Here is a 21147-nt window from a genome sequence, read left to right as displayed (position 1 = left end):
GTGGCGAAAATGGTGATTTTCGAGCATCGTAGCGCAGCGTGCTTAAGGCACGTGAGCAACGGAGCGCAGAAAATCGACATTTGCAGCCCGGTCTGGACGATTTGCAAACGGTCTCTCGCTCAGGCGCACATGAAAGTGCTGACATAGGAGGGTGTCGGCGAGGTCGCCGGCTGCACCGTCAGCCTGACCGGCTGCGGCAGCGCCGCCGCCACCCGCTGAATCGCCGCGGCAACATCGGCCTCGTCGCGCTTGCCCGCCTCCGGCCGGATCACGTCCGCCGACAGGCGATAACCGGGGCGGCTGTTGGTGATGTAGGGCAGCGGCCGGATGCGCAGGCGCCCCAGCGCAAAGCCCGTCTCCCCGCGCAACGCCCCCGCCAGCGCCTCCGCCCGCACGCGCCGCGCCGCGTCGCCATCCCCCTGGCACCAGAAGATGTCGACATCCCAGGCGCCGGCCTTCTTGGGCGTCAGCTGCCGCGTCGTCCCCACCGGCGATGCGTCGGCGGCGATCGTGCGCGTCGCGCTCGCCGTCCCCAGCCTGGTCGGCGCGATCGTCGGCCCCGCCAGCACCTCCCGCCCATCCGATTCATTCTGCCCGACATAGCTTTCCAGCGCGGACAGGTTGGCATTGGCGCGGCCCGCCACCGCGGCGTCGCCGGAGGATGCCAGCGCCTCGGTCAGCGATTTCGCCAGGCTTTCCTCGGGCAGCGTCGCCACCAGCCCAACGAGCGCGCCCTGCAGCCGCCGGTCATCCTTGCCGATGGCATCCAGCACCATCCGCGTCACCGCCAGCTGATAGTCCCGGTTGGCACTGCTCAACTGCCGCGCCTCCGCCTGCTGCGCCAGCTGCGCCGATGTCGCGCGCGACTGCGCCTCCGCCGCGGCGGCACGGGTCTTCGCCTGGTCGGAATTGATGCCGGAAACGATGCCCGCGATGGCCGCGATCGTCGCGGTGCCCGTCGTCACCCACCCCTGCGCGCTGCCCAGCTCTGCCATGCTGCTCTCCGTCACAAAGGAAAAGGGCGGCTCCCATCCGGTGAACCGCCCTCCCCTATTCGCCGTGGCCCGTCAATCGATTCAGGCGCCGACCACCGGCTGGCGACGACGGCGCAGCCCCAGGCCCACCAGACCGAAACCGGCGATCATCATCGCCCAGGTTGCCGGCTCGGGAACCTGGGTCAGCTGCACGAAGAAGCCCGCGGGAAGTCCGCCGGCGCCATTGCCCTGGATGGTGATCGAATAGACCCCGGCCGGCAGCGGCACCAGGATATGGCTGAAGTCGGCGCTCAGCCACGCCGCGTCGGCCGTCGGATTGCTGAGCGGGATTGCCGGCCCGGCAAAGAAGGTCGAGGCCACGTTGAAGCTGCCCGAGACGGTATAGATGTCGCCGACGATGAAGGCATCGGTCAGGCGGAACACACCGGGATTGGTCAGCGTGAAGGTCCAGGGCGAATTGATCGAATCGGTATTCGCGGCATCGACCTGGTCCGATTGCCAGCCGGTGCCGGGAATGAGGACGGTTGCCGAAGCCGCGGAGGCGACACCGGCAAGAAGGGCTGCCATCAAAAGCTTACGCATCACTACTCTCCTGTTGGCGACCGCCGCACGAACGGCCAGTCATCGCCATGCAGGTTGCGTGCCAGGCCCGGCATGACCCTTTTTTCAAGGATTTGACCGGCGAACTATCAGCATGCCCAATGTCTTGCTGTAAACATCGTTAACACATGTTAAGTTTCGGCAGGTCGCCGGCCAATTCTCACCCCTTCGCCGGCAGGTTCAGCCGGATGCTCAGATCGCGCAGCTGCCTGTCGCTCACCGGTGCCGGGGCGTTCATCATCAGGTCCTCGGCCTTCTGGTTCATCGGGAACAGCACCACCTCGCGGATGTTCGGCTCATCCGCCAGCAGCATCACGATCCGGTCCACGCCGGGCGCGCTGCCGCCGTGCGGCGGTGCGCCATATTTGAAGGCGTTGATCATGCCGCTGAAATTGGCGTCCACCTGATCGCGCGTATAGCCGGCGATCTCGAACGCCTTGTACATGATCTCCGGGCGGTGATTCCGGATCGCGCCGCTCGACAGCTCCACGCCGTTGCAGACGATGTCATACTGATACGCCTTGATGCTCAGCGGATCCTCATTCTCCAGCGCCGCCAGCTCGCCCTGCGGCATGCTGAACGGATTGTGGCTGAAGTCGATCTTCTTCGCCTCCTCATCATATTCGAACATCGGAAAATCGACGATCCAGCAAAAGCGAAACTCGCCCTGCGCGATCAGTCCCAGCTGCTCGCCCACCCGCGTCCTCGCGTGGCCCGCCAGCTTCGCCGCCGCCGCTTCCTTGCCCGCCGCGAAGAAACAGCCATCATCCGGGCCCAGTCCCAGCGCGTCATACAGCGCCACCATTCCGGCCTCACCATGGTTCTTGGCAATCGGCCCGCCAAATTCGCCGCCCTTGCGCGTCACATAGCCAAGGCCCGCATGCCCCTCGCCCCGCGCCCATTCGTTCATGTCGTCGAAGAATTTGCGGCTCATCGCCGCCGTGCCGGGTGCCGGGATCGCCCGCACCACGCCGCCGCCGGCCACGATGCGCTCGAACAGCCCAAAGCCGGACTGCGCAAAATGCGCGGAGACATCACTGATGATCAGCGGATTGCGCAAATCCGGCTTGTCATTGCCATAGCGAAGCATGGATTCGGCGAAGGGAATGCGCGGGAACGGCGGCTTCGTCACCCCCCAGGGCGCCTCCCTGGCGAACCCGGCAAACTCCTCGAACACGCCCGCCAGCACAGGCTCGATCGCGGCGAACACATCGTCCTGCGTCACGAAGCTCATCTCGAAATCGAGCTGATAGAATTCGCCCGGTGAGCGATCCGCCCGTGCATCCTCGTCGCGGAAACAGGGCGCGATCTGGAAATAACGGTCGAAGCCGGCCACCATCAGCAGTTGCTTGAACATCTGCGGCGCCTGCGGCAGCGCATAGAATTTGCCCGGATGCACTCGGCTCGGCACCAGATAGTCGCGCGCGCCCTCCGGGCTGCTGGCGGTCAGGATCGGCGTCTGGAACTCGGTGAAGCCCTGCTCGATCATCCGCCGCCGCAGCGAGGCGATCACGCCGGACCGCAGCATGATGTTGCGATGCAGCCGCTCCCGCCGCAAATCCAGGAAGCGGTATTTCAGCCGGATCTCCTCCGGATACTCCGCCTCGCCCGCCACCGGCAGCGGCAGTTCCGCGGCTTCCGATTGCACGCTGACGCCGCGCGCCCGCACCTCGATCGCGCCCGTCGGCAGGTTGGCGTTCACCGTGCCGGCCTCGCGCGCCACCACCTCGCCATCCACCGTCACCACCGATTCCACCCGCAGCCGCTCCAGCACCGCGAACGCGGGCGAGGACGGCCCCACCACCAGCTGCGTCAGCCCGTGATGGTCGCGCAAATCCACGAACAGCACGCCGCCATGGTCGCGCTTGCGGTGGATCCAGCCCGACAGGCGCACCGGCGTGCCCACGTCGGAAACGCGCAGCGCGGCGCAATGATGGGTGCGATAGGGGTGAAGTGCGGTCTCGGTCATGGCGCGCGCTTGGGGCGCCCAAAACGCTTTTTGTCAAGTCGCCACCTTCCCGCTATGGCCGCGCGATGGAAATTCATCCGCTGGTTGCCGATACCGCCACCCTCGCCGCGCACTGCGCCCGCCTCGCCCGCGCGGACTTCCTCTGCATCGACACCGAATTCATGCGCGAAAGCACTTATTATCCACAGCTTTGCCTGATCCAGCTGGCCAGCCCGACGGAGGCCTTCGCCGTCGACCCGCTCGCCCCCGGCCTCGACCTCGCCCCCTTCCTCGCCCTCCTCACCGACGAGTCGCTGCTGAAAGTCCTCCACGCCGGCGGGCAGGACCTGGAAATCTTCTGGAACCTCACCGGCAAGGTGCCCTTCCCGCTGTTCGATACGCAGGTCGCCGCCATGGCGCTCGGCATGGGCGAGCAGGTCAGCTACGCCAACCTCGTCGCCCATTACACCGGCACGCAGATCGACAAGGGCGCCCGCTTCACCGACTGGGCGCGCCGGCCGCTGTCCGACCGCCAGATCGACTATGCCATCGGCGATGTCACCTATTTGGCCGCGCTGTTCCCGAAAATGCTCGACAAGCTGCGCCGCAACGGCCGCGGCATCTGGCTGGACGAGGAGATGGCGCGCGTCAGCGACCCGGCCAATTACGCCAATGATCCCGAGGAGGCCTGGAAGCGCCTCCGCCTGCCCAGCCGCAAGCCCGACGTGCTCGGCCGGCTGAAGGCGCTGGCGAAATGGCGGGAGCTGGAGGCGCAGGACAAGGACGTGCCGCGCGGCCGCATCGTGAAGGATGAAACGCTCGCCGACCTCGCCGCCTCGCCGCCCCGGTCACAGGCCGACCTGGCGCGCATCCGCGGCCTGTCGCAGGCCTGGGCCAACAACGCCATCGGCGGCCGCCTGATGGCCGTGATTGCAGAGGCGCAGCCGCTGTCGCCCGAGGACATGCCCGCCCGCGAAGCCAGCCGGCCCGGCCTCTCCACCGACGCCGCGCTGGTCGCCGACCTCCTGAAACTGCTGCTGAAAGTCCGGGCGAAAGAGGCCGGCGTCGCCCCCAAGCTGGTCGCCCGCGCGGAGGAGCTGGAAGCCCTCGCCGCCGGCACGCGCGACGGCCTCAGCCTGCTCGACGGCTGGCGCCGGGACACCTTCGGCGCCGATGCCCTGGCGCTGTGCGAAGGCCGCCTCGCCTTCGTCGTCGAAAACGGCCGCGCGAAGGTCCGGCCGCTTTGAAAGACCGTTTGAGAAATCGCCCAGGCCGACGGCGAGAACGTTGATTTGAGAGCACCGAAGCGCAGCGCACTTTTGGGTAGCGTGAGCATCGGAGCGCAGCAAATCGGCGTTCGCAGCCCGGCATGGGCGATTTATCAGACGGTCTTGCAGAGTACGCCCAGCGTCCATTCATAACAACCGTCGGCCCGCTTCTTCAGCTGCAACGCGCTGCCATCGGCGCCGGTCACCAGATAGACGACGTCCCCCTGCGCCTTCCACTGCGCGCGGCCGGCCATCCCCAGCCCGCCGACCATCGCCTCGCCATCGCCCATGAAATCCACGAACACCAGCCCCGACCGGTCCTCATAGCGCCCGCTCGGCCCCTGGCTGCACCCCGCCAGCACCAGCGCCGCCACCATCATCACGCCCGCACGACCCATCACGACCTCCTGTCATCCGTCGTGCAGTTTGCCGCCGCACGACGCCTCGTCAAGGCCGATCCGGCAGCGTCACCACCTCGATCCGCGTCAATTGCCGAACGCTGCGCGCGCCGCGCCGGTCTCCATCCACCAGCAGCCGCAGCGGGCCATCGGACGCATCCAGCGCCTTGCCACCGCAGCGCGCCGTCACCACCACGGCACGATTGCCCAGCAGCGGGTCCAGCTCGGCCGGGGTAAAGCCCACCACATAACCGTCCGCGCCGCGCGCCAGCGCCACCTGTCGCAGCGCCGCCCCGCGCAAAGCCTCGCCCGCCGGCATCCCCGCCGCCGCCAGCACGACATCCAGTCGTGGTCCGGTGCAGCGCAAGGTCATGCCGTGAAAGGTCGAAACCGCCTCCACCTGCGGCAGCGCGTCCAGCGCCGCGGGATCGAACGACCGTTCCGGCACGCCCGGCAACGCCACGATCAGCGCCGCCAGCATCACGCCGCGAACTCCAGGATCACGGCATCCACCGCCAGGCTGTCCCCGGCCTTGGCGTGCAGCCGCGCCACCGTGCCGGCTTTCTCGGCGCGCAGGATATTCTCCATCTTCATCGCCTCCACCGTCGCCAGCGCCTGCCCGGCCTCCACCCGATCCCCCTCGGCCACCGCGATGCTCACCACCAGCCCCGGCATCGGGCACAGCAGGAAGCGGCTCAGGTCCGGCGCGACCTTGGCGATCATGTGCCCCGCCAGCTCCGCGGCGCGCGGGCTCAGCACCCGCATGGCGTGCTGCGCGCCGCCATGCGTCATCCGCCAGCCCACGCCCAGCCGGTCGAGCTGGATCGCCATCGCCACATCGTCGATCTCGGCCTCGAACAGCGGCTCGCCCGGCCGCCACTGGCCCCGCACCCGCAACTGCGCACCCCCGACGGCCACATCCCACAGCCCGCCATGGTCCACCACCGTCACCGGCGTGCGCTCGCCGTCCAGCTCCACCACCCAGTCCGTCCCCCAGGCGGCGCCATGCCCGTTCAGCTGACCGTCGATCATCTGCGCCCGGTCGGCGAGAATCGCGTTCACCACCGCCGCTGCCGCCACCAACCGCGCCCGCACGTCCGCCGTGGCCGGATGGCCCTTGAACCCGTCGGGATATTCCTCCGCGATGAACGCCGTCGTCACCGCCTCGCCGGCCCGAAAACGCGGATGCTGCATCAGCGCCGACAGGAAATCGGCGTTGTGGCTGATGCCGCGCACGACATAGCGATCCAGCGCCGCCACCTGCGCATCCGCCGCTTGCAGCCGGGTCGGCGCATGCGTGATCAGCTTGGCGATCATCGGATCATAGAACATCGAAATCTCGCTGCCCTCCACCACGCCGCTGTCCACCCGCACGCCCCCTTCCTCCGTCGGCGGCAGATAGCGTGTCAGCCGGCCGATCGAGGGCAGGAACCCGCGATAGGGGTCCTCGGCATAGAATCGCGTCTCGATGGCATGGCCGTTGATGCCGATGTCGCCCTGGCTCAGCGCCAGCCGCTCGCCCGCCGCCACGCGGATCATCTGTTCCACCAGGTCCAGCCCGGTGATGCACTCGGTCACCGGATGCTCCACCTGGAGCCGCGTGTTCATCTCCAGAAAATAGAAACTGCGGTCGGCGCCGGCGATGAACTCCACCGTCCCCGCGCTGAAATAACCGACATTGCGCGCGAGCGCGACCGCCTGCTCGCCCATCGCGCGCCGCATCTCGGGCGTCACGAACGGGCTCGGCGCTTCCTCCACCACCTTCTGGTGCCGCCGCTGGATCGAACAGTCGCGCTCGTTCAGATAGAGGATGGTGCCGTGCCTATCGCCCAGCAGCTGGATTTCGATATGCCGCGGCTGCTCCACGAATTTCTCGATGAACACCCGGTCGTCGCCGAAACTCGCCAGCGCCTCCCGCCGCACAGCATCGAACCCCTCGCGCACATCGGCCTCGCTGAAGGCCAGCCGCATCCCCTTGCCGCCGCCGCCCGCGCTTGCCTTCATCATCACCGGATAGCCGATCTCGCCGGCGATCCGCGCCGCATGGTCGGTGTCGGCAATCTCTCCCACAAAGCCAGGCACCACGTTCACACCGGCGGCCTTCGCCAGCTTCTTCGATTCGATCTTGTCGCCCATCGCGGCGATGGCGCTTGCCGGCGGGCCGATAAACGCGATCCCCGCCGCGTCGAGCGTCTCCACGAACGAAGCCCGCTCGCTCAGGAACCCGTATCCCGGATGCACCGCCTCGGCCCCCGTCGCCTTGCACGCCGCGATGATCCGGTCCGCCAGCAGATAGGATTGCGCCGCCGGCGGCGGCCCCAGATGCACGGCTTCGTCCGCCATCTCCACATGCAGCGCCGCCGCATCGGCATCGGAATAGACGGCGACCGTGGCGATCCCCATGCGCCGCGCCGTCCGGACGACCCGGCAGGCGATTTCCCCACGATTGGCAATCAGGATTTTCTTGAACATTCCGGCTCCCTAGTCCCCGTGCATGAACATGCCGGAATAGAACATTGCAATCAGAACAATCGTCAGGACCACCAGCCCGAAAACCGCAGCGCCCCTCGTCACGTGGTGCCTTTGGCGGGCACCCCCCGCAACAACCCCTCCGTGCTCAAATCCTCATCGATCTCCGGCCAGTGGATGCCGTACCCGGCCCCCGCCCGCTCCCAGCGGGCACGCTGCTCCGCCGTCGCCCGCAGCAATCGCGGATACCAGGCCAGCGGTGCACTGATTGTCCGCCCGTCCATCAGGTCCACGATCAGGCTGTGCGCGTCGCAGCGCACGTCCAGCACCCGCTCATCCGCCACCCTAGCCAAAGAAGCCATGCCATGCCTCCGTCAGACGCGCGCGGTTCGCCCGCACCATCGCCACCACTTCGCCGATCTCATGTGCCCTGAACCCCCGGTTCAGCGCCACGTCAAGACCATCCAGCCAGATCTTGATGGTCGCGCCGCCGCGGTCGACATGCACATGCGGCGGCTCATTCGGCTCATGGCTGTAAAAGTAAAAGCGAAAGGCACCAATGCGAAGCACGGTCGGCATGGCATTCGTCGTGGCGTCTGCCACCCCGCCAAGTCAACCCGCCCGCCCTCACGCTTTTGGCAGCCGCGCCCGCCGCGCGACATTTGCGGCGGCCGCCCCTTCCACAAAGCCCTCGATCCGCGCCACGCGCTGCGCCAGCAGCGCATGATCCGCCGCCAGCGCCTGGATATCGCGCGACAGCGCCGTCACATCGCCTTCCAGGTCGTCGATCCGCTTGCCCAGCAACAGCACGTCACGCACCGCGCGCACCGCCGCCTCCACCGCGCTCATGCCCGGGCGCCACTCGCGCGCAATGCCAGGTCGATGGCCGCCCGCGCCTCGTTGACCGCCTGCCGCATGGCATCGAACTGCCGCTCCATCTTCGGCAGTGCCGCCTGCAACTCGGCGGTAAGCGCTTCCAGCTCGGCCTCCGTCCCCCGGTCGCCAGCAAAATTGTCCACCGCCAGCCGCACGAATTCGCCGGTAGACAGCCCCATGCCCGCCGCGCGCATCGCCATCGCGGATTTCGCCTCCGGCGCCATCAACACCGTCACACGCTCGGTCTGCATATCATGCTCCTTATCATCACATGATAAGGCCACCCCCCACCCCGGTCAACCGCGCCCCAGCGCTGCCGGGCGCAGCGTCACCCGCACATGGCTCGCCTCATCGGGCGTGTTCACCGTGGCGGTATCGAACCGCACCGCCATCCCCGGCCCCAGCGTCGGCCGCGGCGGCGCCACCTGCCAGCGATACAGCTCGCGGTTGCCCCGGCCATAGAGGATGACCTCAATGGGCGGCACCGGCCGCACCGTGCGCGTGTCGTTCACCACCCGCCCGGTCACCTCCCACACGTTCCCGCCGCCTGGCACCTGGCGGTTGGTCACCGTGGCGCTCAGCGTCAGCGCCGTCGGCGGCGGCGCCGGCAACCGCACGCCGGGGATCTCCCGGCTGATCAGCCATTGCCAGCCGGGAATGCGCGCCGGATCGATCCGCCCCTCGCCCACCGCCCAGCCCAGCGCGCCCCCGCCGCCCAGCAGCAGCAGCGCCAGCACCAGCAGCCACGGCCAGCGCCGGGCCGGCGCCTCGGGCGCGGCCGCCGGCGCCGGAGCCGGTGCCGGCTCCGGTTCCCGCGCCGGCTCCGCACTCCCCGCCGGCAGCGCCTCGGGCAGCTCCCACACCTCGGGCAGCGCCAGCCATTCGTGCGCGCAGGCCTTGCAGCGCACCTTGCGGCCGGCGGCGGGAATGGCATCGGCGCGCACATTGTACCGCGCGCCGCAGCTGGGGCATGTCAGGATCATGGCGCCCACAAAGCACAGTCGCCGCCCGTGTCGCAAGACCGCAGCCACGCCGATTGCGCCCATCCGAGCGCCCGGTTAAGCAGACGCAGTGCCCCGCCGCAAACGCCGTGCCGCGCCCTTCGCCACCCTGCTGCGCCTCGCGGCCCTGGCGATGCTTGCCTGGCTCGGCGGCTTCGTCGCCTTCATCGCCACCCTGCCGGCCCCCGCGCTGCCCGGCACCCGCACCGATGCCGCCATCGTGCTGACGGGCGGCCCCGGCCGCGTCGCGCGCGGCGTGCAGGTGCTCGAAGACGGCCTCGCCAAACGCCTGCTCATCTCCGGCGTGGGGGACCGCGTCACCCGCCCGGTGCTCACCGAAAAGGCCGGCGTGCCGCCGCGCCTGCTCGCCTGCTGCATCGATCTCGGCTTCGTTGCCGATGACACGCGCGGCAACGCTGATGAGGCCGAGGCCTGGGTGATCCGCCACCGCTGGCGCAGCGTCCGGCTGATCACCGCCGCCTATCACCTGCCGCGCGCCAATGCCGAACTGGCGGCCAAGCTCGGCCCCGATGTCCGCGTCGTCCCCGATGGCGTCCCGGCCGGGCTTCCCCTGCTGCCGCTGGCGCGCGAATATTCGAAATTCATCGTCCGCTGGCCGATGCTGCAAATGGGGCTGCGCTGATGGCCACGCTGCGCGGGTTGCTGTTCGCCCTCCTCTTCTACCTTGGCTCGGTGCCGATCGTCGTCACCACCGCGCTGCTCTCCCCCTTCTCCCGTGCCGCGATGATGCACGGCAGCCACCTCTGGTCGGCCTGGTGCTTCTGGCTCGCCCGCTGGATCCTGGGCATCCGCCTGGTGGTGCGCGGCACCATCCCCGGCGGCGGGCACATCGTCGCCATGAAGCACCAGAGCTTCTATGACGCGCTCCTCACCCTCTACCTGTTCAAGGCGCCCGTCGTCGTGCTGAAGGCGGAACTGCTGCGCATCCCGGTCTTCGGCTATGTCGTGCGCAAGCATGGCAGCATCGCGGTGCAGCGCGGCAAGCACGGCGTGGCCCTGCGGGAACTGCTGCGCGCCGCGCTGGAACGCGGCGGCCCCGACCGCCCGGTGCTGATCTTCCCCGAAGGCACGCGCGTCCCCGTCGGCGAGGCGCCGAAACTGAAATCCGGCCTCTCCGCGCTGTACGGCGCGCTCGAACTGCCCATTGTCCCCATGGCGGTCGACGCCGGGCGCGTCTGGCCCAAGGGGATCGCCAAATATCCCGGCACCGTCACCGCCGCCTTCGGCCCGCCCGTGCCGCCCGGCCTGTCCCGCGCCGAGATGGAGGCCGCCGTCCACGCCGCCATCAACGCCGATCCGCGCACGGCACCGGTATGAGGCGCATCCCGCTCTGGGTCACGCTCATCCCGTTGGCCGCCGGCATCGCCGGCTGGTATCATGTCTGGAGCGGCTACGCAGACACCCTCGCCGCCGACGTCGCCCGCCTGCAACCCGGCGCCGCGGTCGGCATCGCCGGCTTCCCCTACCGGCTGGAGGCGACCGTCGAGCGCCCGCGCATCGGCTTCGACGGCCCCGGCCTCGCCGCCGGCGCGGAGGCGGAAAAAGCGGTCATCAACCGCCAGCCCTGGCGCCCCGAGCACAGCGTGTTCAACCTGACCGCCCCGCTGGCCCGCGTCGCGATCCCTGCGTTGCCGCTGGTGCAGGCCAGCATCCGCGCGCCCGCGGCCCAGGCCAGCCTGCACCTGGTTCCCGGCACCGCGCGCCCGATCATCGCCCGCCTGTCCATCGTCTGGAGCGACGCGCAGCTCACCACCACGCTGCTCCCCGTCCCCGTCCGCGCCGCGGCGTTCGAAGCCCACCTGCGCGAAACGCCCACCACCACGCCCACCAACCGCGGCCCCACCCCGCCCCGGCAAGCCCAACTCGTCCTGTCGGGCACCGCCGTCCGCCTGGGCGAAGGCGCGCCACTGACACTGGCCGCCAACCTGGACCTCACCGCGAACCAGCCGATCACCAGCTTCACTGCCTGGCGCGCCCTCGGCACCGCCGAACTCACCTCGCTGACCCTCGCCGACAAAAGCGGCGAAATCCTGTCGCTCACCGCCACTGCCATCCCCACGCAACTCCCCTCCCGTTCACGGGAGGGGCGACTCGGCGACAGCCGAGCGGGGGTGGGCGCGAGCGCAGCGAGCGACACTGTCTCCGCCAGCCCCTCACCCGCTCGCGGGGGAGGTGTCTCGCCCAGCGAGACGGAGGGGGTCACCACCCTCCGCCTCGCCGGCACCGTCACCACCGTCTGTCCCCTCAGCCTCCGCGCCGCCTTCGCCGGCCTCCCCGCCCCTTCCGAAAACCGCACCCGCAAACCGGTGACGATCGCCCTCCAGTCCCTCCTCGGCGAGCCCCCCACCCTCTCCCCACCCCCCGAATCCGAAACCAAAGCCCCCCGCCGCAACCAGCTCCCCCCCTGCCCAAGGCTGCGCTAGCAAGTCCGCCACAATAATGGCACGATGAATGTCGTTGAGTCGAAAAGGCGCATGCCAATGCTACAGTCCGTCCAGTATGGACCTTGGTCCGAAAACACGAATGGTGGTCGCTGCCTTAATGATCAGCTGCGCGCTTTGCGGGCTGACGTGCAAGCCAATTTTCGCGAGCATGGTATTGAATTGAATACAGCTTCGTTGTTTGATCGACTGCAAAAATGGAAAACAATTTTGCGACAGACTGCGCGTGAGCATCCCAGCATTGGTGATGAGGATGAAATGCTGCGTAATGTGGATAACAGCCCTCGACAATTATCTATCGGTACTGCATACGTGCACAGCGAATTCAATTTTTCAGCATTCGAACCATTAGAGTCATTTTGTCTTGCAAGTCATTTTTCCATGCTGCCGGCCTATGCGCCTCGCATGACTCCAGGCGAGGCGAAGTCCGGTGGCTTTGAGAAGGAAGAAAAAAACGAAATCCGGCCCATTCGACCACGCCTTCTTTCTGAATCTTCATATGACATGTTGGTGAAAATGAGGAGGCGTGCTATTCACCAGCTTGAACCCGGCACCTCACCGCTCAAAGGCGGCAAAGACCGTGTAATCAACGCGATGACAACGCACTGGGACTTTTCAGAACCCTATGTGACAACACGTCGCCTGCTGACGAAGCTATGGCTGGACTGGCGTGATGCAGCCGTTCTGAACGAGCATGTGGAAGCCAAGAATGTGGACGTTTTGCTAACTTGCCTGAGGGCTGGAAGCAGCAATGCCGCCAGCAACATGCGGCGTCTGTTCTTGCACGCCGACCAACCGACAACGGGCGAACGCGGCAAATACTTCACCAGCCTTTAGGTGGATTCGGCATGACAGCGGCTATCAGACCTGGACTGGCATTGACGAGCGTCGTGACCCTGCAAACCATCGACCACAATCTATCATTGGCCTACCAGAACCGGGGGCGGATCGCATTTATCGCGCTATTCGCGAATTCATCGAAAAGCCATCCAACGCAAAAGTCGAGTTCCGTTGGTCATCGGCGTTTGACGGCTTGCCAGCTGGTGGCGCGATTCCAGCTTGGTCCGACATCATCATCGGCAATTTCGCGCAAGGTGCAACATATGTAGTCATTCCATGCTTTTGGTTGCTCGAGACCACTTACGTGCGCTATGCTGCACAACAAAGGGCAGATGCGTTCGAGCATGCACCGAAGCCAGCCAAGGAAGATGTCGATCCTGGTCCGTCCTGGATTGAACTAATAAACGCCAAAACTCGCCCAACTCAGTTCCAACAATCTATGCGTCGTGCAATCCACTCAGACAATGCACGGCAACGCCCTCAACTAGCTAGCACCGTTTGCCAACTAGCATTGCCGCTGATCCAGCACATGTTTGGCCATGGCCCCACCGCAGCGCAGCGCAGCGATCATGAGTTCGTAGCGGCATCCGTAATGGGAGGTCGCGCCGTCTTGTTCTCAAACGTAGAGATGGACCAGCGAGGTGTGGGACCATTATTTACGCGTACTGTCATTATCGATTGTGGGCTGAATGCCTTCCAGCGAGGACGATTACTTGAAAACCTGTTTGCCTTTTCGACACAACGCGTCTTGACTATGCTTGCTCTGCCACAATTCCGATTGTTGCAGCATTGCCTTAACGACCTCCATTCCGATGTGCAGGATGCCGTGCAGAAATGGAACTCCAATGACAAAAGTATTAAGCAGCAGCTGAGAGATAAGGAGTTCATCACAGATCTCCAGAACGCCACATTAAAATTGACTATTCTTAACGAAATGGTGGGTGGTGGTATATCACATCGTGCGCGATCCGTGGAACACGCGACCGAAGCCTTGGAGCGCATTCTAGAACGTATTGACCACCGCAACATTCCTGGTTACCTCAATCTACGCGACTTTCTCGCGCGACGGTTCAACCGATCGGCGCGCGCCATGGTCGGGGTAGGCAGGCGTTACGATTCGCTGCGGCTGCGTATTGACGAGTTGTCAAATCTTGTTGAAAATGCACTCGATCGCAGCCAAACTGACACCTTAATCAATCTACAGAATGGTGCAGAGGTCATCGGTTATATAGCAGCATGCTATTACGGCGGCAGTTTGATCGAGAAGGTATATCTATCCATTTATAGTACATCTCATCAAGAAGAAGCAAAATGGGCATATGGATCAGCCATTCTAATAGCTATAATTATTCGCGGTTTGCTATACTTTCATGAGTTATTTGTCGAGGGACGTGATAACAAGCGAAAGAATCGTGGCACCCCCCCATAGACTTTCATCCCCCCTCAAAACCCCCAGCCTGCCCGCGACGCCGAGGCGGTTGCAAACCACTCGCCACCCCCCTAACCCACCCCCACCATGACCAGCCTGAACCTGTCCGCCGATACCGACCGTCACGCGCCCGCCGCGCTCGCCGCGCCCGACATCACCGTCGATGCTCGCGCCACCTTCGGCGTCGACATCGACATGGCCGTTCCCGCCTTCAGCATCGCCGACGAGCGCGTGCCCGACCTCGACCCGGCCTATGTCTTCGATCCCGAAACCACGCTCGCCATCCTCGCCGGCTTCGCCCACAACCGCCGCGTCATGGTGCAGGGCTATCACGGCACCGGCAAATCCACCCACATCGAACAGGTCGCCGCCCGCCTCAACTGGCCGTGCATCCGCATCAACCTCGACAGCCACATCAGCCGCATCGACCTGGTGGGGAAGGACGCCATCGTGCTGCGCGACGGCAAGCAGGTGACGGAGTTCCGCGAGGGTCTCCTCCCCTGGGCGCTGCAAACCCCCACCGCGCTGGTGTTCGACGAATATGACGCCGGACGCCCCGACGTGATGTTCGTGATCCAGCGCGTGCTGGAGGTCGAGGGCAAGCTGACCCTGCTCGACCAGAACCGCGTCATCCGGCCCAACCCCTGGTTCCGCCTGTTCGCCACCGCCAACACCGTCGGCCTCGGCGACACCTCGGGCCTCTACCACGGCACGCAGCAGATCAACCAGGGCCAGATGGACCGCTGGAGCATCGTCACCACGCTCAACTATCTGCCCGCCGCCACCGAGGCGTCGATCATCCTCGCCAAATCGCCGCAATATGCCAATGAGGCGGGGAAAAAGACCGTCGCCAACATGGTGAAGGTGGCGGACATGACGCGCGCCGGCTTCATCGCCGGCGACATCTCCACCGTCATGTCGCCGCGCACGGTGCTGACCTGGGCGCAGAACGCGGCGATTTTCGGCAACCTCGGCTTCGCCTTCCGCGTCAGCTTCCTCAACCGCTGCGACGAAGCCGAACGCCCCCTGGTCGCCGAATATTACCAGCGCGTGTTTGGCGAAGACCTCCCCGAAAGCGTCGCCAGCAAGGCCAAACGATAATCGCCTGAAACCGTCACCCCCCGGCCCGCGTATCCTGACCGAAAGCCACGCCGGCTTTCGTCCCATCGCCATCGGCGATGCCCGGAACCAAAGGGTGCAATCATGCGTAAATCGGCAACAATATTCACTTCGATGGCGTTTTTCCTGTGCGCGGCGCCGGTCGTCGCCGCCGAATACAGCTTCAGCTTCGTCACCAATCAGCCGCTCTTCGGCGGCCCCGTGGACGGCTCGGGCATCTTCACCACATCGGACACGCCCATGACCGTCGGTGGCGAAACCGCTTTCGCCGTCACCTCGATCACCGGCATGGTCAACGGCTCGGCCATCGCAGCCCCCACCGGCAACTATGGCAACTACTTCACCACCGGCGGCACCTTCCTCGACGGCAGCGGCCTGCGCTTCTTCACCGCCGCGGGCAATGACATCCGCTTCTTCTTCCAGGACAGCGTGGGCCGCTATCGCGTGAACACGTTCAGCCCCGGCTCCTCCTCCTTCGTCACGGCTATGTCGGCGCCGGTTCTGGGCGCGGTGCCAGAGCCCGGCACATGGGCCACCATGATCCTCGGCTTCGGCGCGATCGGGCTTTCGCTGCGCCGCTCCCGGCAGCCCTCCATGGTGCGCGCGCGGGCCTGAACCCTATCGTTGCAGGGTGAGCGTCCACCTCGCCGGTCCCGGCAGGAACGGGGCCGGCGTGCCCTTCACCCACGCCTCATGCCCCGCCAGATAATAGGGCGCGCGGGGGTTGCCCGCCTGCCCGCCGCCCATCTGGAACAGCGCTTGCGTCTCATGCCCCGGTGACACCGCGAAGCGCTCGCTGGCGCCGAAGCCCGGCGCCTGCGCCCGCACCGTCGCCCGGTCGCCCGGCACCGCCACGTCGCGCGGGTCGGTCACCCAGCCCAGCGGCGCGATCACCTTCGCCAGCGGATGCTGCACGCCGGCCCTGCCCACCGCGCCCCAGGTGAAGCGCGTGATGTCGCCCCCGGCCTTCGCGTCCAGCTCCGCCATCGCTTCCGCCAGCGCCCGGTCGATGAACTGGTCCCAGCTCACGTCCCCGGCCGGCAGCAGCGCGGGCGTCCGCGCCTCCAGCACCCGGCGCAGCGTCACCTCCCCCATCGACGGCGCATAGCTCTTGCGCATGCCACCCTTTTCCGGCTCGCCCACCCACGCGCGATAATAGCGTTTCACTGCTGCATCGCGGAATACACCAATGAAACGATACCCCGTCGCCGCCGGCACCGCCCGCTCGCCCCAGTCCCTGACCGGAGCGATCAGCGCCGCCAGCTTTGCATCGCCCTTGCGCTTCTCCAGCTCACGCAGCAGCAGCGCCTGCCACCAGCGATGCTTCACATTCACATCGTCCAGCTGGATCGACAGAAAGTCTTCAGGGGTGAAACGCTGTTTCATCAGCAAACGGTCGCGAATGCGCCCCGCCCGCGCGCCGGTGTCATAGCCGCCATCGCCCAGCAGGGCATGGGCCGCACCCCCCACCACGCGGCTGTTCGCCGTCCAGATCCGCCCGTTCGCCGGGTTCATCACCACCGGCGTGGCCTCCGGCGGCAGGATCCCGCGCCAGCCCCGGCTGCCGTCGGCAAAGCTCACCGCATCCTGCCCGTTGAAGCCATAGCGCGCCGGGATGGCGCCGATGATCGTCCAGGCGATATTCCCCGCGCTGTCCCCCACCGTGAAATTCTGCTGGGGAATCCGCGCCTTGTGGGCAATCGCCACCGCTTCCGCCACGCTACCCGCCGTCTCCAGCGCCAGGCTGGGCGACAGCCGGATGGCGTCGCGCTCATGCGCGGTCCAGCGCATCGCCAGCTTGCGACCGAATGCATCGGTGCCAACCACCGGCCCCCAGATCGTCTCCTCGATCACGAACGGCTCGCAGACATCCCGCGCACACAACTGGTCCTCCACCCGCACGATGGTCTCGCCACCGTCCGGCGTGCGGTAACGGTCGGCGAAATCCGGGTCCGGCTGCACCACCACGGCATCGGCGGTATCGATATAGCTGTTGGTATAGCCCCAGGCGATCCGGCCGTTGCTGCCCGCCACTACCAGCGGCGCGCCGGGCAGCGTCACGCCGGTCACCGCCGGCCGCCCGTTCACCACCAGCCGCGCGCGATACCAGATGCTGGGCACCCCCAGCCCCAGATGCATGTCGTTCGCCACCAGCGCCGCGCCGCTGCTGCTCAGCCGGCCGGCGACCGCCCAATTGTTGCTGCCGGTCACCACCGCCTCCGGCGCACCCTCCGCAACCTCATCCAGATCGGCCGCCAGCAGCGGCTTCAACGCCGCCGGCAACGGCACCTCGGGCAGGCGGCTGCCGTCGATCGGCGCATCCAGGCTGCCGGCCAGCGGATAGAGCAGGTCGGCCAGCGCCACGCCCCCCTTCGCCATCGCCCGCGCCCGGTCCATCTCCCGCATCGGCAGCGCCGGTTGCAGGTTCATGTACATCGCGAACACCGTCAGGATCGTGTCCTCGTCCCGCCACGCCGCCGGCGTCCGGAACAGCAGCGCATATTCGAACGGCGCCGCCTTCAGGCTCCCCAACCCCCGGTTCACCCCCGCGACATAGGCGTTCAGCAGCGCGCGCTCTTCCGGCGCCATCCCGGCCACGATCAGGCGCGCCCGCGCCCGGAACCGGTGCACCCGCGTCACCCGGTCCAGCTTCAGGCCGTTCGCCCCCACCAGCCCGCCCAACTCACCGGCCGCCGCCCGCCGCAGCGTGTCCATCTGGAAAAACCGCTCCTGCCCGTGCAGGAAGCCCAGCGCCCAGGCGGCATCCGCCCGCGTCGCCGCCGTGATCGTCGGCATGCCCGCCGCATCGCGCGCCACCGTCACCGGCGCCGACACGGCCACACCCGTCAGCTCCCCCTCCAACTGGGGTACGCTCGCCTCCATGCGCCACCACAGGAACGCGCACAGCAGCACCAGCAACACCACAACCGCCAGCAGCAGCCACACCAGCCCCCTGCCTGCCCGCTTCGTCCAGATCATGCCCGAATCTCCCCGTTGGCGTTTGCGTAGCGCTTCGGGCCCCCCATCTCAATTGCCACATTGACAGCGCGCCCGCCGCTTTGGACAGAGCATCCCATGGCGCAACCCGACAACCCGCTCGAAGATTTTCGCCAGGCGCTCGCCGCCGGCATGCGCGCGCTCGGCCGCACGCCGGAATTCGAACTCGCCTACACCGCCGACAAACCCGCCTGCCACGGCACCCAGGCGCGGGTGCCGCAACCCGCCCGCAGCCTGTCCGCGGAACAGGTCGCCGAAGCGCGCGGCTGGGCCGACAGCTTCGCCCTCAAACGCCGCCTGCACGACGCCCGCGCCCATGCCGCCGCCGATGTCGCCCCCGGCCTTGCCCGCGAGCTGTTCAATGCCGCCGAACAGGCGCGCATCGAGGCCGCCGGTGGCGCCGACATGGCAGGCGTCGCCGCCAATCTCACCCGCATGACCGAAACCCGCATGCGCACGGACCCCATCGCCCGCGCCCGCACCGCTGACGAAGTGCCGCTCGCCACCGCCGTCCAGCTGATCGTGCGCGAACGCCTGACCGGCGAGGCCCCACCCGCCAGCGCCAGCGCCGGCGTCGCCCTGGTGCGGGACCGGGTGGAAAGCGCCGCTGCCGGCCATCTCGATGCCCTGGGCGCGGTGATGACCGACCAGGGTGCCTTCGCCGACGCCTTCCGCCGCGTCCTCTCCGACCTCGGCCTGGGCGACGATCCCGATGCCGACCAGGAAGCGACCGACGCCGACGACAGCGACGACGCCGAACAGGAACAGGCGGGCGAAGAAGGCGAGGAGGAGCAGCAGGACGGCAGCAGCGCCGACAGCAGCGTCGAATCCCGCTCCGAACAATCGGACGACGCCGATGGCGAGGGCGAGACCCGCGAGGTCGAGATGGACACCGAGATGGTGTCCGAAGCGGATGACGGCGAGGACGGGCAGGAGGGCATGATGCCCTGGCGCCCCAACCTGCCCGAATCGAAACTTCCGCCGGATTTCGACTATAAACCGTGGACCACGGCGTTCGACGAGGTCGTCACCGCTGAGGATCTGTGCGACGCCGAGGAACTGACCCGCCTGCGCGGTTACCTCGACCAGCAGCTGCTGACCCTTCAGGGCGCGGTCACGAAACTCGCCAACCGCCTGCAACGCCGGCTGATGGCGCAGCAGAACCGCGCCTGGGATTTCGACCAGGAGGAAGGCCTGCTCGATCCGGCGCGCCTCACGCGCGTTGTCGTCAGCCCGGAACATGCGCTCAGCTACAAGGTCGAACGCGACACCGATTTCCGCGACACCGTGGTCACGCTTTTGATCGACAACAGCGGCTCGATGCGCGGCCGGCCGATCAGCATCGCCGCGATCAGCGCCGACATTCTCGCCCGCACGTTGGAACGCTGCGCCGTGAAAACCGAAATCCTGGGCTTCACCACCCGCGCCTGGAAAGGCGGCCAGAGCCGCGAGAAATGGCTCGCCGAGGGCCGCCCGGCGAAACCCGGCCGCCTCAACGACCTCAGGCACATCGTTTACAAGGCCGCCGACGCCCCTTGGCGCCGCGCCCGCCGCAACCTGGGCCTGATGATGCGCGAGGGGCTGCTGAAGGAAAATATCGACGGCGAGGCGCTGCTCTGGGCACACAACCGGCTGCTCGCCCGCCCCGAAGACCGCCGCATCCTGATGGTCATCTCCGATGGCGCACCAGTCGATGATTCGACGCTCAGCGTCAACAGCGGCAGCTATCTCGAACGCCACCTGCGCCAGGTGATCGGCTGGGTCGAAAGCCGCTCGCCCGTGGAACTGATCGCCATCGGCATCGGCCACGACGTCACGCGCTATTACCGTCGCGCCGTCACCATCATGGATGCCGAGCAGCTGGGCGGCGCCATCGTCGACCAGCTCGCCACGCTGTTTGACGAGGACCGCAAGGGCAAGCGCTAACCCTTCTGCCACGCCTTTGTCAGCGTGACGAACTCCGCGATGTCCAGCGTTTCCGCGCGGCGCGTGCCGTCCAGCCCCGCCGCTTCGATGGCCTCCACGCCACCGGGCAGGCTTTTCATCGCGGCGCGCAGCATCTTGCGGCGCTGGCCGAAGGCCGCAGCCGTCACGCGCGCCAGATCACCTGGCGCGACCCCATCCGCGGGGTCTTTGGGCAGCAGCTGCACCACGGCACTGCTCACCTTGGGCGGCGGCACGAAGGCGGCGGGCGGCAGCGTGGTGACGATCCGCGCCCGGCTGCGCCATCCCGCCAGCACCGCCAGCCGGCCATAAGCCGCGCTGCCCGGCAGGGCGACAATCCGCTCGGCCACCTCACGCTGAAACATCAGGGTCGCGCTGCGCCACCAGGGCAGCCATTGCGCTTCGGACAGCCAGCCGACCAGCAGCGCGGTGCCGATGTTGTAGGGCAGGTTGGCGGCGATGTGCGCGCCGCCCGGAAACAGCGCGGCCGGCTGCTGCTTCAGGGCATCGCCCTCGATCACGGTCAGCGGCGCGACCGCGGCCAGATCGCCCAGGATCGGCAGCGCGCGGGCATCGCGCTCCACGGCGGTGACGCGCGCCCCCGCCTTCAGCAGCGCGCGCGTCAGCCCGCCCGGGCCGGGGCCGACTTCATACACCGCGTCGCCGGGCTGGATGGGCATGGCGCGCACGATGCTGTCCAGCAGGTTCAGGTCGAGCAGGAAATTCTGCCCCAGCGCCTTTGATGCCCGCAGTCCCGCCGCCTCGATCACCTGCCGCATCGGGGGCAGCGCGGCAATCGCG

22 protein-coding genes are annotated in these 21147 nt (G+C 67.2%); 9 read left to right on the top strand and 13 right to left on the bottom strand.

What is annotated here, in order from left to right; translation table 11 throughout:
- Window positions 1-119: 119 nt before the first annotated feature.
- From H3309_RS03655 to aspS, 3 genes are all read right to left on the bottom strand, one after another.
- On the bottom strand, window positions 120-995 hold the full coding sequence (locus H3309_RS03655) for a hypothetical protein (RefSeq protein ID WP_182297425.1): 876 nt from the start codon (window positions 993-995) through the stop codon (window positions 120-122).
- Between the two features lie 81 nt (window positions 996-1076).
- Window positions 1077-1577 (bottom strand): FxDxF family PEP-CTERM protein, encoded by a 501-nt coding sequence (locus tag H3309_RS03650; RefSeq protein WP_182297424.1) that lies wholly within the window; start codon window positions 1575-1577, stop codon window positions 1077-1079.
- Between the two features lie 178 nt (window positions 1578-1755).
- Window positions 1756-3564, bottom strand: a complete 1809-nt coding sequence (gene aspS, locus H3309_RS03645; RefSeq protein ID WP_182297423.1) for an aspartate--tRNA ligase — start codon at window positions 3562-3564, stop codon at window positions 1756-1758.
- A gap of 65 nt (window positions 3565-3629) precedes the next feature.
- Here aspS and rnd point away from each other — a divergent pair, with 65 nt between their 5' ends.
- Window positions 3630-4790: a ribonuclease D gene (rnd, locus tag H3309_RS03640; protein WP_182297422.1), complete on the top strand. Its 1161-nt coding sequence runs from the start codon at window positions 3630-3632 to the stop codon at window positions 4788-4790.
- Between the two features lie 134 nt (window positions 4791-4924).
- On the opposite strand, the gene H3309_RS03635 is transcribed toward rnd, so the two are convergent.
- The 8 genes from H3309_RS03635 to H3309_RS03600 all read right to left on the bottom strand — a co-directional run bounded on the left by H3309_RS03635 (window position 4925) and on the right by H3309_RS03600 (window position 9537).
- Window positions 4925-5209: a hypothetical protein gene (locus H3309_RS03635; protein WP_182297421.1), complete on the bottom strand. Its 285-nt coding sequence runs from the start codon at window positions 5207-5209 to the stop codon at window positions 4925-4927.
- 49 nt (window positions 5210-5258) lie between these two features.
- A complete protein-coding gene (locus tag H3309_RS03630; protein WP_182297420.1) occupies window positions 5259-5693 on the bottom strand; it encodes a molybdopterin-binding protein in 435 nt (144 codons plus the stop codon).
- Window positions 5690-7681 (bottom strand): acetyl-CoA carboxylase biotin carboxylase subunit, encoded by a 1992-nt coding sequence (locus H3309_RS03625; protein WP_182297419.1) that lies wholly within the window; start codon window positions 7679-7681, stop codon window positions 5690-5692. The genes H3309_RS03630 and H3309_RS03625 overlap by 4 nt, the downstream gene beginning before the upstream one ends.
- Window positions 7682-7779: 98 nt before the next feature.
- On the bottom strand, window positions 7780-8040 hold the full coding sequence (locus H3309_RS03620) for a DUF2442 domain-containing protein (protein WP_182297418.1): 261 nt from the start codon (window positions 8038-8040) through the stop codon (window positions 7780-7782).
- Window positions 8024-8257, bottom strand: a complete 234-nt coding sequence (locus tag H3309_RS03615; protein WP_182297417.1) for a DUF4160 domain-containing protein — start codon at window positions 8255-8257, stop codon at window positions 8024-8026. Before H3309_RS03615 ends, H3309_RS03620 begins: the two co-directional genes overlap by 17 nt.
- A 48-nt stretch (window positions 8258-8305) precedes the next feature.
- The gene (locus tag H3309_RS03610; protein ID WP_182297416.1) at window positions 8306-8527 is read right to left on the bottom strand and encodes a hypothetical protein; all 222 of its coding nucleotides are present in this window, start codon (window positions 8525-8527) and stop codon (window positions 8306-8308) included.
- Window positions 8524-8805, bottom strand: coding sequence for a hypothetical protein (locus tag H3309_RS03605; protein WP_182297415.1), 282 nt, complete (start codon window positions 8803-8805; stop codon window positions 8524-8526). The genes H3309_RS03610 and H3309_RS03605 overlap by 4 nt, the downstream gene beginning before the upstream one ends.
- 45 nt (window positions 8806-8850) lie before the next feature.
- Window positions 8851-9537: a zinc-ribbon domain-containing protein gene (locus tag H3309_RS03600; protein WP_182297414.1), complete on the bottom strand. Its 687-nt coding sequence runs from the start codon at window positions 9535-9537 to the stop codon at window positions 8851-8853.
- Between the two features lie 88 nt (window positions 9538-9625).
- Between H3309_RS03600 and H3309_RS03595 the strand changes: the two genes are divergently transcribed.
- The 7 genes from H3309_RS03595 to H3309_RS03565 all read left to right on the top strand — a co-directional run bounded on the left by H3309_RS03595 (window position 9626) and on the right by H3309_RS03565 (window position 16020).
- Window positions 9626-10198 (top strand): YdcF family protein, encoded by a 573-nt coding sequence (locus H3309_RS03595; protein ID WP_243453829.1) that lies wholly within the window; start codon window positions 9626-9628, stop codon window positions 10196-10198.
- Window positions 10198-10893: a lysophospholipid acyltransferase family protein gene (locus H3309_RS03590; protein WP_182297413.1), complete on the top strand. Its 696-nt coding sequence runs from the start codon at window positions 10198-10200 to the stop codon at window positions 10891-10893. The genes H3309_RS03595 and H3309_RS03590 overlap by 1 nt, the downstream gene beginning before the upstream one ends.
- Window positions 10890-11999, top strand: a complete 1110-nt coding sequence (locus H3309_RS03585; RefSeq protein WP_182297412.1) for a hypothetical protein — start codon at window positions 10890-10892, stop codon at window positions 11997-11999. Before H3309_RS03590 ends, H3309_RS03585 begins: the two co-directional genes overlap by 4 nt.
- Window positions 12000-12056: 57 nt before the next feature.
- Window positions 12057-12854: a hypothetical protein gene (locus tag H3309_RS03580; protein WP_182297411.1), complete on the top strand. Its 798-nt coding sequence runs from the start codon at window positions 12057-12059 to the stop codon at window positions 12852-12854.
- Entirely contained in the window at window positions 12769-14286 is a 1518-nt protein-coding gene (locus H3309_RS03575; protein ID WP_182297410.1) for a DUF3422 family protein, read from the top strand. The genes H3309_RS03580 and H3309_RS03575 overlap by 86 nt, the downstream gene beginning before the upstream one ends.
- An 87-nt stretch (window positions 14287-14373) precedes the next feature.
- Window positions 14374-15387 carry a cobaltochelatase subunit CobS gene (gene cobS / locus H3309_RS03570; protein WP_182297409.1) on the top strand — a complete coding sequence of 338 codons (1014 nt, stop codon included), beginning with the start codon at window positions 14374-14376 and terminating at the stop codon, window positions 15385-15387.
- Window positions 15388-15519: 132 nt separating this feature from the next.
- The gene (locus H3309_RS03565; RefSeq protein ID WP_243453828.1) at window positions 15520-16020 is read left to right on the top strand and encodes a PEPxxWA-CTERM sorting domain-containing protein; all 501 of its coding nucleotides are present in this window, start codon (window positions 15520-15522) and stop codon (window positions 16018-16020) included.
- A 3-nt stretch (window positions 16021-16023) separates the two neighbouring features.
- Here the strand turns inward: H3309_RS03565 and H3309_RS03560 are convergent, their stop codons facing one another.
- Complete coding sequence (locus H3309_RS03560) at window positions 16024-18384, bottom strand: penicillin acylase family protein (RefSeq protein ID WP_182297407.1); 2361 nt, start codon at window positions 18382-18384, stop codon at window positions 16024-16026.
- A 96-nt stretch (window positions 18385-18480) separates the two neighbouring features.
- Here H3309_RS03560 and cobT point away from each other — a divergent pair, with 96 nt between their 5' ends.
- The gene (gene cobT / locus H3309_RS03555) at window positions 18481-20328 is read left to right on the top strand and encodes a cobaltochelatase subunit CobT (RefSeq protein WP_182297406.1); all 1848 of its coding nucleotides are present in this window, start codon (window positions 18481-18483) and stop codon (window positions 20326-20328) included.
- On the opposite strand, the gene rsmA is transcribed toward cobT, so the two are convergent.
- Window positions 20325-21125 (bottom strand): 16S rRNA (adenine(1518)-N(6)/adenine(1519)-N(6))-dimethyltransferase RsmA, encoded by an 801-nt coding sequence (rsmA, locus tag H3309_RS03550; protein WP_243453899.1) that lies wholly within the window; start codon window positions 21123-21125, stop codon window positions 20325-20327. The genes cobT and rsmA overlap by 4 nt on opposite strands.
- Window positions 21126-21147: the final 22 nt, after the last annotated feature.

It is taken from the genome of Sandaracinobacteroides saxicola, assembly GCF_014117445.1.
In the GTDB taxonomy this organism is placed as follows: Bacteria; Pseudomonadota; Alphaproteobacteria; order Sphingomonadales; family Sphingomonadaceae; genus Sandaracinobacteroides_A; species Sandaracinobacteroides_A saxicola.
This window is presented reverse-complemented; position numbering and strand designations above follow the sequence as displayed.